14 protein-coding genes are annotated in these 13976 nt (G+C 70.0%); 8 read left to right on the forward strand and 6 right to left on the reverse strand.

The annotated features are described in order from the left end of the window. Positions 1–24 precede the first annotated feature (24 nt). Entirely contained in the window at positions 25–801 is a 777-nt protein-coding gene (locus AB0H88_RS46870) for a sugar phosphate isomerase/epimerase (protein ID WP_357655959.1), read from the reverse strand. Between the two features lie 191 nt (positions 802–992). Here AB0H88_RS46870 and AB0H88_RS46875 point away from each other — a divergent pair, with 191 nt between their 5' ends. From AB0H88_RS46875 to AB0H88_RS46905, 7 genes are read left to right on the forward strand one after another with little or no spacing between them, the layout of a single operon-like run. After that, complete coding sequence (locus tag AB0H88_RS46875; RefSeq protein WP_357655961.1) at positions 993–2447, forward strand: extracellular solute-binding protein; 1455 nt, start codon at positions 993–995, stop codon at positions 2445–2447. Positions 2448–2506: 59 nt separating this feature from the next. Then, a complete protein-coding gene (locus AB0H88_RS46880) occupies positions 2507–3475 on the forward strand; it encodes a sugar ABC transporter permease (RefSeq protein ID WP_357655963.1) in 969 nt (322 codons plus the stop codon). Next, positions 3475–4329 carry a carbohydrate ABC transporter permease gene (locus AB0H88_RS46885; protein ID WP_357655965.1) on the forward strand — a complete coding sequence of 285 codons (855 nt, stop codon included), beginning with the start codon at positions 3475–3477 and terminating at the stop codon, positions 4327–4329. The genes AB0H88_RS46880 and AB0H88_RS46885 overlap by 1 nt, the downstream gene beginning before the upstream one ends. 3 nt (positions 4330–4332) lie before the next feature. Next, positions 4333–5496 carry a hypothetical protein gene (locus tag AB0H88_RS46890; RefSeq protein WP_357655967.1) on the forward strand — a complete coding sequence of 388 codons (1164 nt, stop codon included), beginning with the start codon at positions 4333–4335 and terminating at the stop codon, positions 5494–5496. Continuing rightward, a complete protein-coding gene (locus AB0H88_RS46895; RefSeq protein ID WP_357655969.1) occupies positions 5496–6482 on the forward strand; it encodes a hydroxyacid dehydrogenase in 987 nt (328 codons plus the stop codon). Before AB0H88_RS46890 ends, AB0H88_RS46895 begins: the two co-directional genes overlap by 1 nt. Next, positions 6479–7447, forward strand: coding sequence for a D-2-hydroxyacid dehydrogenase (locus AB0H88_RS46900; protein WP_357655971.1), 969 nt, complete (start codon positions 6479–6481; stop codon positions 7445–7447). Before AB0H88_RS46895 ends, AB0H88_RS46900 begins: the two co-directional genes overlap by 4 nt. A 4-nt stretch (positions 7448–7451) precedes the next feature. Then, positions 7452–8579 carry an enolase C-terminal domain-like protein gene (locus AB0H88_RS46905; RefSeq protein ID WP_357655973.1) on the forward strand — a complete coding sequence of 376 codons (1128 nt, stop codon included), beginning with the start codon at positions 7452–7454 and terminating at the stop codon, positions 8577–8579. A 209-nt stretch (positions 8580–8788) separates the two neighbouring features. On the opposite strand, the gene AB0H88_RS46910 is transcribed toward AB0H88_RS46905, so the two are convergent. Further along, positions 8789–9508, reverse strand: a complete 720-nt coding sequence (locus AB0H88_RS46910) for a TetR family transcriptional regulator (RefSeq protein WP_357655975.1) — start codon at positions 9506–9508, stop codon at positions 8789–8791. A gap of 152 nt (positions 9509–9660) precedes the next feature. On the opposite strand from AB0H88_RS46910, the gene AB0H88_RS46915 reads away from it, so the two are divergent. Beyond that, on the forward strand, positions 9661–10845 hold the full coding sequence (locus AB0H88_RS46915) for a DUF3500 domain-containing protein (RefSeq protein WP_357655977.1): 1185 nt from the start codon (positions 9661–9663) through the stop codon (positions 10843–10845). An 89-nt stretch (positions 10846–10934) separates the two neighbouring features. On the opposite strand, the gene AB0H88_RS46920 is transcribed toward AB0H88_RS46915, so the two are convergent. The 4 genes from AB0H88_RS46920 to AB0H88_RS46935 form a co-directional block, all read right to left on the reverse strand. Continuing rightward, positions 10935–11324, reverse strand: a complete 390-nt coding sequence (locus AB0H88_RS46920; protein WP_357655978.1) for a VOC family protein — start codon at positions 11322–11324, stop codon at positions 10935–10937. Beyond that, a complete protein-coding gene (locus AB0H88_RS46925) occupies positions 11321–11644 on the reverse strand; it encodes a metalloregulator ArsR/SmtB family transcription factor (RefSeq protein ID WP_357655979.1) in 324 nt (107 codons plus the stop codon). Before AB0H88_RS46925 ends, AB0H88_RS46920 begins: the two co-directional genes overlap by 4 nt. Before the next feature lie 106 nt (positions 11645–11750). Then, positions 11751–12707, reverse strand: a complete 957-nt coding sequence (locus tag AB0H88_RS46930) for a sigma-70 family RNA polymerase sigma factor (RefSeq protein WP_357655981.1) — start codon at positions 12705–12707, stop codon at positions 11751–11753. Positions 12708–12725: 18 nt separating this feature from the next. Next, complete coding sequence (locus AB0H88_RS46935; RefSeq protein WP_357655982.1) at positions 12726–13925, reverse strand: FAD-dependent oxidoreductase; 1200 nt, start codon at positions 13923–13925, stop codon at positions 12726–12728. Positions 13926–13976: the final 51 nt, after the last annotated feature.

Raw genomic sequence — 13976 nt, forward strand, 5'->3', positions numbered from 1 at the left:
CTCCTCCTGCCCCCCGTGCGCCCGTCAGCCGAACAGCCCGCGCAGATGATCCAGATCTCTCCGTACGGCCGCCACCGGGTCGGCCGCCGGGTAGTGGACGTGCAGCGACAGCACCCCGCTGTAGCCGCGTTCGCGCAGCCCGGGGATGATCTCCGCCCAGCGGACCACGCCCCCGTCCGCGAACGGCTGCCAATCGCACGTCCAGCCGTCCGGGCCCGATCGCCAGACGGCGTTCTTCACTCCCATGCAGGCCATCCGATCGCCCAGCAGATCGACGTTGAGCGCCCATGCCTCGCTGCCCTCCTTGGCCTGGTTGCCGGGGTCGGCGTAGAAGCGCACATCCTTCAGGTCGCCGGCGAGTGCGAGCGCGAGCGAGGCGGATGGATGGATCGTACCGTGATGCAGCTGGATCGCCAGCCGCACGCCGTGCCGGTCGGCGAGGCCGGCCAGGCGGGTCAGCGCGGCTCTGGCCTCCTCCAGCTGACGGTGGTAGCCGATGGCCGGGTCGTAGCGGTAGAAACCCACCCGTACGAGGGGGACACCGCTCTCGCCGCAGGCCGCGATGAGCCGTTCGGCGTCCGCGCCGACGTCGAGCAGGTCGGTGGTGACGACGTCGAGGGTGAGGCCGCGGCGCCCGAGCTCCGCGGCGACGACGGCGATGCCGTCCGGGTCGGCGGGGCTGACCGTCTGGCCCTCGCGCACGAGGAGGTCCGCCCCCTCGGCGCCCACCGAGGCCACCGCCTCGGCCAATTGGGGGGCGTCGAGGGAGCCGAAGGGCTTGGTGAAGGCGAGCAGGCGCACAGTACTCCTGAAGTTGTGAAAGCGCTTGTACATATTGGGTCAGGCAGTCTTCATCGCTGAGCATCCATCTGAAACCGCTTTCTCACAAGCCTTGAAACGGGGAATGAGCCGGGCTACTCTCAACCCACCCTCGGGTAAGCGCTTACCAGCCACCCGACCCCCCTCTGACCTCCGCCTCCTTAGGAGGGTCCATGATCCCTCGTTCGCGTTCGACCGCTGTGATGGCCACCGCAGCCATGACGTCACTGCTCGTGGCGGCGTGCGGCACCTCGAGCAACCAGAGTGGAGGTGGCTCGCAGACCACGTTGCGGATCTGGGACTTCTCCGCCGAGCAGGTGAACTTCCACAAGGACATCGGCGCCCAGTTCACCAAGGAGCATCCCGACATCAAGATCGACTGGCGCTCGATCACCCAGTCCGAGTACATGAAGACCCTGCCCCTGGCCTTCCAGAGCAACCAGGCGCCGGACATGTTCTACTGGAACGCGCTCGGGCTGTCGCAGCTGACGGACCAGAAGTGGATCCGCCCGCTCAACCCGACCGGGACCATCCCCGCCGACTTCACCAAGCGCTGGCCGGAAGGGTCGTTCCTGGAAGGCATCAACATGCAGGACGGGAAGACCTACGGTTTCCCGTTCTCGGAGAACCTGTACTGGGGCTCCGGCTACATGTTCCTCAACAAGCAGGTCTTCCAGCAGGCCGGGCTGGACGTCAGCAACCCGCCCAAGACCTGGACCGACCTCAAGAACGCCTGCGCACAGATCAAGGCCAAGACCAAGGCGCAGTGCATCGCCGCCCCCACCAAGGGCGTGGACATGCAACGGATCTGGTACGGGCTGATCGGCAGCGTTTCGACGGACGAGTTCTTCGACTACAAGACCGGCAAGTTCGACCTGACCGAGCCCGCGCAGACGAAGACCTTCGCCTTCATCCAGGAGCTCAACAAGGCCGGCTACCTGGCGCCCGGCACCAACGACAAGAACTTCTCCCGCCAGCAGTTCGCCGCCGATCAGGCCGGCATCATGTTCGACGGCACCTGGCTGCCGAGCGTGTGGGCCAGCCAGGGCTTCAGCAGCGACAAGTACGTGGTGGCGCCGCGCGTCAACCCCGACGGCGGGCAGACCGGCGCGGCCGGCCGCAAGTACGACAACAACAAGTACTGGGTCAGCTCGCAGACCAAGCATCCCGACGCCATGTGGACCTTCATCCAGTGGATGACCGACCCCAACGGCTACTTCGTCAAGCAGTACTACAAGAGCGCCTTCGGCACGCTCGCCTACGTCGACAACCAGAAGATGGTCACCGACCCGGCGCTGCGGCAGATCATGGAGATCGGCGGACGGCCGGGCTACCGGGTTCAGCTTCCCGTGCCGCTGCTCAAGTGCCCTGACATCGCCAAGTCCAAGGCGTACGTCAACGCGGTGGCGAAGAGCCCCGACGGGGAGTGGGAGGCCATGGGTGAAGCGCTGACCAGCGGCCAGCCTCTGGAGACGGTGGGCGCCGCCATCGCCGAACAGCGGCAGACCGCTCTGGAGGAAGGGCTCAAGCAGGAGGCGGCCAGCGGCCTGAAGGTGTCGATGGACTGCTACACCTTCCCCGACTGGGAGTACACGAAGGACTTCACCTCGGACATGTACCGCAACTGACCGGACTCCTCGTGAGGACATCCATGACAACCACCGCTCCCGCCCCCAGGAGGGAAAGGGTGACGGACAGGGACCGGTCGCCCGCCAAGCGTGCGCCCGAGCGCGCCGGTCACTCCCGCGAGCGCGTCCGCGGCATCGAGAGGGTCTGGCTGCTCGTCTTCCTGGCCCCCTTCCTCCTGCTCTACCTCGGCTTCACCATCTGGCCGCTGATCGCGACGATCTACTACTCCTTCTTCGACTGGTCGGGCGTCGGCCCCATCGACGACTTCGTCGGGGGCGGCAACTACGGCACGATCCTGGCCGACCCGCTGTTCTGGCTCTCCGTGGTCAACACGCTGGTCTTCGCCCTGCTGACGACCGTCATCAAGCTCCCGATCTCGCTGCTGGCGGCGATCCTGCTGACCCGCAAGTGGCTGCGCGGCAAGCGGTTCTTCCGGACCATGTTCTTCGCGCCGCTCATCATCCCCGTCGCCATGGCGGGGCTGGTGTTCACCTACCTGCTCAACCCGTCCAACGGCGCGCTGAACGCGATCCTGCGCGACCTCGGCCTGGTCGACCAGGGGTTCGACGTGTTCGCCAACCGGTGGAGCGCGCTGGTCGTGCTCGTGCTCGTCTCCATCTGGCAGATCTTCGGCCAGTACATGATCTACTGGATCGCGGCGCTGCAGAACGTGCCCGAGGAGGTCTACGAGGCGGCCGCCATCGACGGCGCGGGAGAGTGGAAGAAGCTCACCCGCATCACGCTGCCGATGATCAGGCCGGTCGCCGTGATCATCGCCCTGCTCGGCCTGGTGAACGCCATGCACGTCTTCGGGCTGGTCGTCACGCTCACCGCGGGCGGGCCCGGCACCAGCACCTACGTGGTGTCCTACTTCATTTACCAGAACGCGTTCGGCTCGGTGCCGTTCGCCTACGGCTACGCCTCGGCCGCGGCGCTGCTGTTCTCCGTCATCGCCTTCGTCCTGGTCTCCGCCCAGGGCCTCGCGGTCCGCCGGGCTCAGCGGCTCAGGAAGGAGTACGGCGTCTGATGGCAGCGACCACTCGGGCGGGCCGGCGCAGCCATGCCGTGCGGGCCAATCTCATCGCCCTGCCGATCCTGCTGGTCGTCGGGCTCGTGTGGGTATATCCCTTCCTGTGGACGATCTCGGCCGCGTTCAAGACCCAGGCGGGGATGTTCACCAGCGGCGCGAGCCTCCTGCCCGACCAGCTGAACTTCGACAACTTCGTGCGGGCCTGGGTCAACGCCGGGTTCTCCGGATACTTCTTCAACACGGTGCTCTACTCGGTCGCCTCGACCCTGGTCGAACTGGTCAAGGCGGCCCTGTGCGGCTACGTGCTGGCCAGGTACGAGTTCCCCGGCCGTACCCTGCTCTACCGGATGATCGTGGGGACCCTGTTCATCCCGGTCGCCTCGATCATCGTCCCGCAGTTCGTGCTGATCGAGAACCTCGGCCTGCTGAACACCCGGGCCGGGGTCATCCTGGCCATGTCCGGCGGCGCCGGCGCGCTCTACGTGCTGCTGTTCGTCGGGTTCTTCTCCAGCGTCCCGACCGACCTGTTCGAGGCGGCCAAGCTCGACGGGGCTGGTTTCCTCAAGACCTTCCGCCTCATCCTCCCGCTGGCCAAGCCGGTCATCGCGGTGGTGGTCATCTTCCAGTTCATCAGCAGCTGGAACGAGTTCAACATCCCGCTGGTGTTCACGCTCGGCCAGCCCGACCTGCAGAACCTCGCCGTCGGGATGCTGTCCTTCCAGGGCGAGCACGCGACGGACTGGACCGGGTTCGCCGCCGGGATGACGATCTCGTTCCTGCCGATGCTGATGATCTTCCTGTTCTTCCAGAGCTACTTCACGCGCGGCCTGGCCGGCGCCACGAAAGGATGACGTGTGAGGCATGGGGCGTTCGCCTACACCTGGGACGTCGTGGGCGACCCCGCGGCGGCCGAGCGCATCGCCGGCCTGGGCGTGAGCACGGTGACCCTGCAGGCCGCCTACCACTCGGTCCGGGCCGTCACCCCGTGGCACCCGCGTCACCGGATCGTGCAGGCCGACCACGCGGCGGCCTACTTCCGGCTGCGCCCCGAGCGCTGGCGCGGGCGGCTCCGGCCGCACCCGCCGAGCTGGGCAGTCTCCGACGAGGACCGGTTCGGCACGGCGCTGGCCGCGCTGGCCGGGGCGGGGCTGCGGGCTGAGGCCTGGCTGGTGCTCACGCACTCCTCGGTGCTGGGCCGCCAAGCGCCCGACCTGACGGTCACGAACGCCTACGGTGAGTCCTACCCCTACGCGCTGTGCCCGGCCCAGCCCGCCGTCCACGACTACGCGCTCACTCTCGTAGGCGAGGTGTGCGAGCAGTACGACGTGCCCGCGCTGATGCTGGAGGCGTGCGGCTGGCTGGGCATGGAGCACGCCGGTCACCACGAGAAGACCTCCGGCGCCCACCTGTCCGCCTGCGGTAAGGCGCTGCTGTCCCTCTGCCTGTGTCCGGCCTGCCGGGCCGGGCTGGCCGGGCGCGGCCTGGACGTCGAGGAACTGGCGCGTGACGTGCGCGCCGCCGTGGACGGGGAGCTCCAGCGGGGCGTCCCGGCCGGGACGAGCCTGGACGAGGTACTCGGCTCGGAGCGCGCCCAGGCGGTGTACGGTCACCGCGGGCAGGTCATCGCCGGCCTGGTCCGGGACGTGGCGGCGCTGGCCGGTGGCCGTGAGCTGCTGCTCATGGCCACCGACGACCCGCAGGTCACCGGCCCTGACGTGGGCATCGACCTGGCCTCCTTCGACGCGCCGGCCGACGCGTACGTGCTCAAGTGCTGGGGCCAGGAGGAGGCGGCCCTGACCCAGATGAAGGCCGCGGCGAGCCGCACCGAAGTCCCGCTCGTCGCCAACCTGACCGTGCTGGAGGACGGGCACGCCCGGATCCCGGCTCTGGCCGCCGACCTCGTCGCCGGAGGCGCGCGGCAACTGCGTTACTACCACGCCGGGCTGGGCTCACCCGTCCGCCTGGCCAGTGTGCGGGCGGCGGCTCGCTTGAAGGACTTTAAGGATAAGGAGAGATAATGCTGAACGGCCTTTATGTGATGGACCCGAAGCGCTTCGACGACGTCTACGGCCCGGAGGCCCGGACCGCGCTTGAGCGGCACCTGGCCATCGACTCGCCTTTGCTCTCCGCCGACCGGCTCACTCCCGACGTGCTCGGCGGCCTTGAGGTCCTGGTGACCGGGTGGGGGGCGCCCAAGCTGGACGCCGATTTCCTCGCCGCCGCGCCCAAACTCTCGCTGGTGCTGTACGGCGCGGGCTCCATCCGCTCGATGGTCACCCCGGAGATGTGGGCCAGGGGAGTGCGGGTCACCACGGCGGCCACCGCCAACGCCACCCCGGTCGCCGAGTTCGCGCTCTCGCAGATCCTGTACGCGCTCAAGCACGGCTGGCGCTACGTGCTCAACGCCCGCGCCGCCGCCGCCACCGCGCCGCGCGGACCCGAGCTGGGGGCTTACGGCGCGACGGTCGGGCTGGTCTCGCTCGGCGCCACGGGCCGGGCGACGGCGCGGCTGCTCGCTCACCACAAGCTCGACGTACAGGCCCACGACCCCTACGCCGACCCGGCGGAGGCCGAGCGGCTCGGGGTGCGCCTCGTCAGCCTCGAGGAGCTGTTCGCCACCTCCGACGTGGTCAGCCTGCACGCCCCGCTCACCCCTGAGACGGGCGGCATGGTCGGCGCCGCGCTGCTGGAGTCGATGAAGCACGACGCCACCCTGATCAACTCGGCGCGCGGCCAGCTGGTCGACGAGGCCGCGCTCGTGGACGTGCTGAGCCGGCGCACCGACCTGTTCGCCGTCCTCGACGTCACCCACCCGGAACCGCCGGTCGCCGGGTCGCCGCTGTTCACGATGCCGAACATCGTCGTCACCCCGCACGTGGCGGGCAGCCTGGGCCACGAGCGGCGCCGCCACGGGGAGGCGATGGCCGAGGAACTCGCCCGCTACGTCGCGGGGGAGCCGCTGCTGTACGAGATCATCGAGTCCGGCCTGGCGAGAAGGGCGTGAGCAGCACCCTGGTGCTGCTGCCGCCGCACGATCCGGCCACCGCGGGCTGGCGGGCCCGGCTGGAGCAGGCGGTGCCAGGGCTCGTCGTCCTCGAGCCGGAGACCCCGACGGAGGCGGCACAGGCGCTGGCGGAGGCCGACGCCGCCTACGGCACGCTGCCCGCGGACCTGCTGGCACACGCCGGGCGGCTGCGCTGGCTGCAGGCCCCGCAGGCCGGGCCGCCTCCGGCGTTCTACCATCCGGCCCTGGTCGCGCACCGCGTACAGGTCACCAACATGCGCGACACCTACACCGACCACGTGGCCGCGCACACGCTGGCGCTCGTGCTCGCGCTGGCCAGGGACCTGCCCAGGTACGCCCGCGAACAGGCCCGCGGGCGCTGGGCGCCCGACTGGGACCCCGGCGCCGTGCTGCCCCTGGGCGAGGCCACGGCCCTGGTCGTGGGGGTGGGCGCGGTCGGGGCCGAGGTCGGCAGGCTGCTGGCGGCGTTCGGCACCAGGGTCGTGGGCACGGACGCCCGGCGCGGCGGCCCCGTGCCGGGCTTCGCCGAGGTGCTGCCGGCCGACGCGCTCGACCGGCTGCTTCCCGAGGCGGACCTGGTCATCCTGACGGTCCCGCACACCCCCGCCACCGAGGGCCTGCTGGACGCGCGGCGGCTGGCGCTGGCCAAGCCGGGGGCGTACGTGGTCAACGTCGGACGCGGGCCCATCGTCCGGCTCGACGACCTGGCCGCCGCCCTGTCCTCGGGCCGCCTGGCCGGCGCGGCCCTGGACGTCTTCGAGCCCGAGCCGCTCCCCGCCGACCACCCGCTCTGGCGGCGTCCCGACGTCATCATCACCCCGCATGTGGCGGGCGTGGGACCGCACGCCTCGGAGCGGTGCTTCGCCGTCCTGCTGGAGAACGCCCGCCGGTTCGTGGCTGGGCGAGAACTGATCAATGTGGTGGACAAGTCGGAATGGTACTGATCACGTGAACCAGATAGCACGCGTCGAGACCTTCGCCGTGGCCCTGCCCTCGCTGCGCGACTTCGCCGTCGCGGGCGGGTCCGTGGTCCAGAGCGGCCGCCCCGCCATCAGGGTCCTGGTGAAGGTCACGGCCGACGACGGCGCCACCGGATGGGGTGAGGCCACGCCGATCCCGTCCTGGACGTACGAGACCACCGAGTCCATCGTCTCCACCATCGAGGGCTACCTGGCCCCGGCCGCCGTCGGCCGGCCGCTGTGGGACCTCGACGGGCTCTGCCGGACCTTCGACCGCACCATCAGCAAGGGGTTCTCGATCGGTATGCCGCTGGCACGCGCGGCGGTGGACGTGGCCTGCCACGACGCCTACGCCCGGAGCCTGGGCGTGTCCCTCGGCGAGTTGTGGGGCCGGCGCAGGCGCGACACCATCGAGCTGGCCTGGATCGTGGCGGGTGAGTCGGCGTCCGAGGCCGCGGACTCGGTGGCCGAGGGCCGCGCGCACGGCTACCGCCACGTCAAGGTCAAGCTGGGCCTGCACACCGAGGACGAGGACGTGGCCATCGTGACCGCCGTACGCGCCGCCGCTCCCGACGCCGTGCTCTGGGTGGACGCCAACCAGGGCTACACGGCCGCCGCCGCGCTCCGGGTGGCCAGGCGCCTGAGCGACCTGAACGTCTTCGTCTTCGAGCAGCCGCTGCCCTCCAACGACATCGCCGGCCTGCGCCGCCTGCGTGATGCCAGCCCCATCCCGGTGGCCATCGACGAGAGCCTGCGCCACCCGAGCGACCTGGCGACGTTCGTCCGGCTCGACGCCATCGACGTCGCCGTCGCCAAGGTGCAGCGCTGCGGCGGGCTGACCCTGGCCCTGCGCCAGTGCCAGCTCGCCGAGGACAGCGGCCTGGCCGTCATGGGCTCCGGCCTCACCGAGTCCGACATCGGGCTGGCCGCCTCGCTGCACCTGTTCGCCGCGTTCGGCGTGGACACGCCCGTCGACCTCAACGGCCGGCAGTTCATCACCAGCCCGTACGCGACGAACCCGGTCATCACCGTCACCGACGGCGTCGCCCACGTACCCACCGGCCCTGGCCTCGGGATCGGCGTGGACGAGGAGGTGGTCCGCTCGCTCGCTCTCTGACGGGCGAGTTTTGCGGCGGGCTCAGCCGAGGGCGGCGCCGAACCCGCTGATCGTGCGCGAGAGCAGGATGCCGATCAGCGAGCCGGCCCACTGACCATGCAAGGGCAAACAGCCGTGAGGTGGGAGTCCCCCCTGTGAGGGGTAATGGCAGAAACCCCCCAGACCACCCTGTCAGGCGCCGATTCCGCCACCCGGCCGTTGGCCTTGGCTCATCCCTGCTCGACGGGTGGTTGGGCCGTGCTGAGGGGGCCTGCTCCCAGCGGAACGTCTTCTCCGCGAGCGAGCAGGCCGGAGATGGTCACTTCCAGTGCCTGGCGCACCAGGTCGGTGAAGCCCACCTGCATGGGTGCCAGCGCCGGGTCGGAGGTGTAGGCGGCCAGGAGCGCCTCTGGGGGGCGGCTGTACGGCCAGGCGGCGCTGACCGTCAGCATGGTGAGTCCCACGAGCCGGAACGCGTCCTGTGTGCCGAGTTCGGGCAGGTAGCGGAGGAGCAGCCGTACCAGGGATTGGAAGGCGCGCAGGGTGGCGTTCTTGTGCTGGATGGCGACGCCGGTGGACACGTTGTGTTCCAGCACTGCGGCTTGCGTGCTGATCAGGTCGCAGAGCACCGGCCGCTGGGCGATCGTCTTGGCCAGGGTGGCGGCCAGCCGGTCTCCGCGTTGCCGGGGTGTGCCGTGGGTGGGTTCGAGTGACCGCTCCAGTTCGGCGATCCAGTCCTGGATCTCGGTGCCCAGGAGGTGGAGCAGGACCGCCTCGCGTGATTCGAAGTAGCGCAGCACGTTGGGCTTGGCCAGGCCGGCGCGGCGGCTGAGTTCGTTCAGGCTCAGTTTCGCGACCGGCATCTCGCTCAGCATCGCGGTCGCGGTGTCGAGTATCTGCCGCCGTCGTTCGCCCCGCTGCTCGTCGTTGCGGGCGCGCTTGAAGGTCACGGCCACATCCTACATACCGGCGGTCTTTTGCTGGTTCGGTCCATCACGCGGCGATGTCGTCAAGGTTATGCTCGATGTCGCAGAACCGGACGTATCGCCGTATGACTCCCGAAAGGGACCGTCGGACTTTCGAGAGGAATGAGGTGGGTCTGGTGAGCGAGAAGGTCACCGAGCGTGGGGGAGTGGCGGGTCCGGGCGACGCAGACGCCGAGCGGGTGCTCGTGGGCGACATGGTCCGCATCGCGACCGAATTCCTCGACTCGCTCCCGGCGGCGCTGTACTCCCGAGCGGTGCGGGTACCTTTCGGCGACCCGGCTGTCGAGGCCGAGCGGGTCCGCTGGTTCTACACTCCTACCGACCACGGCGGGGTGCCGCTCGGCGAACTCTCACCTCGGCAGCAGAGCCTGGCCATGCGGCTCCTGGCCAGCGGTCTGACCCGCCCGGCGTACGCCACGGCCTGCGTCATCATGGGGCTGGAGAACGTTCTCGACGAACTGGAGGGGTGGAGCGCCGACTGGGGCCGGGAGCGCACCCGCGACCCGGGGCTGTACTGGGTACGCGTCTTCGGACGTCCCGGTGACCCTCTGTGGGGGTGGCGTGTGGGCGGCCACCATCTGTCGGTGAACCTCCTGATTCACGATGGCGCAATCGCGGCGGCGACACCGTCGTTCCTGGGCGCCAACCCCGCGGCCTCGCCGCTGCTCGCCGGGACGCTGCGTCCGCTCGGCGGGGCCGAGGACCTCGCCCGCTCCGTGATGGGCTCGCTTCGGAGGCCGGAGCAGGCGCGGGCGCTGCTGCATCCCCGCGCGATCTCCGACATCGTCTCGGGCAACCGCGCCCGCGTCCGCCCCGGGGACCGCATGATGCACCTGCAGGACCTGTTCCGCGGACCGCTTCCCACGCCTCGGCTGTCCGCGCTGGCCCACCGGCTCGACGAAGCCGCCGAGCGCGCCTCCGGCTACACGGAGCAGGACCACGAGGCGATGGCGCTCACCCATGACCCCCGAGGGGTCCCCGCCCACGAGATGACGGTGGAGCAGCGCGGGCTGCTCCGCGAGTTGCTGGCGGCCTACACCGACCGCTCTCCGACGCCGGTCGCCGACGCCTACCGCCGCCACCATCTCGTCGAGCGCAACCTCGACCACGTACATTTCGCCTGGGCCGGCGGCATCTCACCAGGCGAGCCCCACTACTACCGGCTCACCGGGCCGCGCCTTCTCATCGAGTACGACAACACCCAGCGCGACGCCGACCACGCGCACTCCGTGTGGCGGGACCCGGACGGGGATTTCGGGATGGACCTGCTCGCATCGCACCGCACCGAGATCCCGCACTGACGAGTGGATCAGCGCGTCGGCCGGCAGGTCGCGGCTGTCATCGGCGGCGGCGTCGAGAGCCGGCCGGCGGGCGGCGGTGCCGCCTGCCGCTAGCCGGCCTGGTGGGCGATCTGGATCAGGTTGCCGCAGGTGTCGTCGAGCACGGCGGTGGTCACCGGGCCCATGTCGGCGGGCTCCTGAGTGAAGCGCACGCCAAGGCCGCGGAGCCGCTCGTACTCGGCTTTGACGTCGTCGACGGCGAAAGAGGTGTACGGGATGCCGTCGGCGACCAGCGCCTCCTTGAACGGCTTGACCGCCGGGTGGCCACTGGGTTCGAGCAACAACTCGGTGCCGTCCGGGTCCTGCGGGGACACCACGGTCAGCCACCGGTCCTCGCCGAGCGGGACGTCGTGCTTCTTCACGAAACCCAGCACGTCGGTGTAGAAGCGCAGCGCCTTCTCCTGGTCGTCAACGAGTACGCTCGCCAGGTTGATCCTCATGTAGGTCTCCTCTTGTCGTCTGTATCGGCGCCGTCGCCGACGTCCTTCTCGGGCCTGTTGAGCCACCGCTCGATGATCGGTTCGAGCGGTCCGGTGTTGACGTAGTGGAACTTGTACCGGCCCTCGCGCCTGGTCTCGACCAGGCCGGCACGCTCGAGTACGTCGAGATGCTGCGAGATCGCCTGCCGCGAGGAAGCGAGCCCATGCTTGGTGACCAGGCGGGCGCAGATCTCGAAGAGCGTCTGTCCGTTCCGGTCGGTCAGCTCGTCGAGGATCGTCCGGCGGGTGGAATCGGCCAGGGCTTTGAAGACGTCACCCACACGCCGCACCATAGGCAAGCCGCTACTTGCATGTCAAGAAGCAGCCCTCGCCGGCTCCCCGAGGCCGGGTCACTCGTCCGCCGAATCAGCCGTGGCCGGCGTCGGGTCACCACAGGCTGATGAGCGGCGTGTCAGGTTCGTGCCGTCGCCAGGCATCGGTGAGACGGGTGAGGCGGGTGGGGGCGGCGATGCTGCGCACGGTTGCGATCTTGCCGTCGGTGATGTCGAACGCCACGGTGCCGACGACCTGGTCGCCGACCACGACGAGGATGGCGGGGGAGCCGTTGACGAGCGCGTAGTGGATGGCGGGCGTGCCGCCGGCGAATCGCCGTTTCGCGGGTGTGGGTTTGAAGCCGGCTCGTGCGACGGCGGCGATGCGCTGCGGAGTGTCGTACCGCGACAGCCTCTCGGTCAGACCGGCGCCGTCGGAGATCGCGGTCGCGTCGTCGGTGAGCAGCGCCACCAGCCGTTCGGTGCGGCCCGAGGAGGCAGCGGCGAGGAATTCCTCGACGATCCTGCGGGCGGATGCCTGGTCGGCTTCGCCACCGTCGCGGCGGCGCGCGGCGGTGATGCGGCGCCGGGCGCGGTGGAGGTGCTGCTGGCTTGCGGACTCGGTGATGTCGAGGATCTCGGCGATCTCGGCGTGGCTGTAGGAGAACGCTTCGCGCAGGAGATAGACGGCCCGCTCGAGGGGTGACAGGCGCTCCATGAGAGTCAGCACGGCCAGGGAGACCGATTCGCGCTGCTCGAAGGTGTCGGCCGGGCCGAGCATCGGGTCGCCGTTGAGGAGCGGTTCGGGCAGCCAGGCGCCGACGGTGCGTTCACGGCGGGTTTGTGCCGAGCGGAGCCGGTCGAGGCACAGGTTGGTGACCACCTTGGTCAGCCATGCTTCCGGCACCTTGATCAGTTGCCGGTCGGCGGCCTGCCAGTGCAGGAACGCGTCCTGCACGGCGTCTTCGGCGTCGGCGGCGGAGCCCAGCAGCCGGTACGCCAGCGAGGCCAGCCGGTTCCTGCTGGCCTCGAACCGACTGGTGTCGAAGCGATCAGTGGCGGTGCTGTTCACGCGGACCACCCTAGGCGGCTACGCGAACGCCTTCTGGGCGGACGCATTCGGCGCGGCGGCCAGGCGGCGCTTGCGCTTGGGCAGGCCGAAGGTCGGGTGCGAGTTGGCCCACAGCGAGACCTTGAGGATGCCCGCCTTGATCTGCGCGGCCTTGCGGCCGCCCACGTACTTCGGCTTTGCCTGCCCTTCGTCGTCGACCATCTGCAGGATCCCGTCCCGCCGCCCGAGGCTGATGTGGTTGTAGGAGTAGACCAGCTTGGTCTTCGCAATCTTGCGGCCGGTCAGGCGTCCCACGATCGCGTGGATCGCCTGCCCGCCGGTGAAGCCGGCCGAAGCGCAGGACATCGGCAGCGGCCGGCCGTTGTCGCCGATGGCGTAGGCGCTGTCGCCGGCGGCGTAGACGTTCGGGTGCGAGACCGACCGCATGGCGCGATCGACGATGATCTGCCCGTTCTCGGTGACCTCCAGCCCGCTGACGGCGGCGATGGGGTCGACCGCGAACCCGGCCGTCCACACGGTCGCGTCCGACGCCAGGGCGGTGCCGTCAGCGCACAGCACCCGCGTCGCTTCGACGGCTTCGACGCTGGTGTGCTCCAGGACGGTGATGCCCAGCCGTTCGCAGGCCTGGCGCAGGTGGCCGCGGGCTCCGGCGGAGAGCCGGGCGCCCAGCTCGCCGCGGGCGATGAGCGCCACCGACAGGCCGGGCCGGGCTTCGGCGATCTCGGTGGCGGTCTCGATGCCGGTCAACCCGTCGCCGACGACCAGTACACTCCCGCCTTCACCCCGCCTGCCCAGGCTGTCCAAGCGCTCGCGCAGGCGCAGCGCCGAGGGCCGGCCGGCGATGTCGAAGGCGTGCTCGGCCACGCCGGGGACGCCGCAGTCGGAGCCGTGGCTGCCGAGCGCGTACAAAAGCGTGTCGTAGCCGAGCTCGCCGCCGCCGTCGGCGTCGGCCACAGCGACGATCTGGCGCTCGGGATCGACGGCGGTGACACGGGCCAGGCGCAGCCGTATCCCCGTGCCCGCGAAGACGTCGGCGAGCTTTTGAGCCGCGATCTTCCGGCCGGCCGCCAACTGGTGCAGCCGCAGCCGCTCGACGAAGTCCGGCACAGCGTTGACCACGGTGATCTCGGTGTCCGCCGGGGACAGCCGGCGGGCCAGGTTCCCGGCCACGTAGACCCCGGCATAGCCGGCGCCGAGGACGACGATGCGGTGCTTCATGTGTTGCTCCTGTCGGTTGGCTTGCTCCCGGTGAATTGAGCGGAACGGGGC

Source organism: Nonomuraea sp. NPDC050680, assembly GCF_040654555.1.
Taxonomy (GTDB): domain Bacteria; phylum Actinomycetota; class Actinomycetes; order Streptosporangiales; family Streptosporangiaceae; genus Nonomuraea.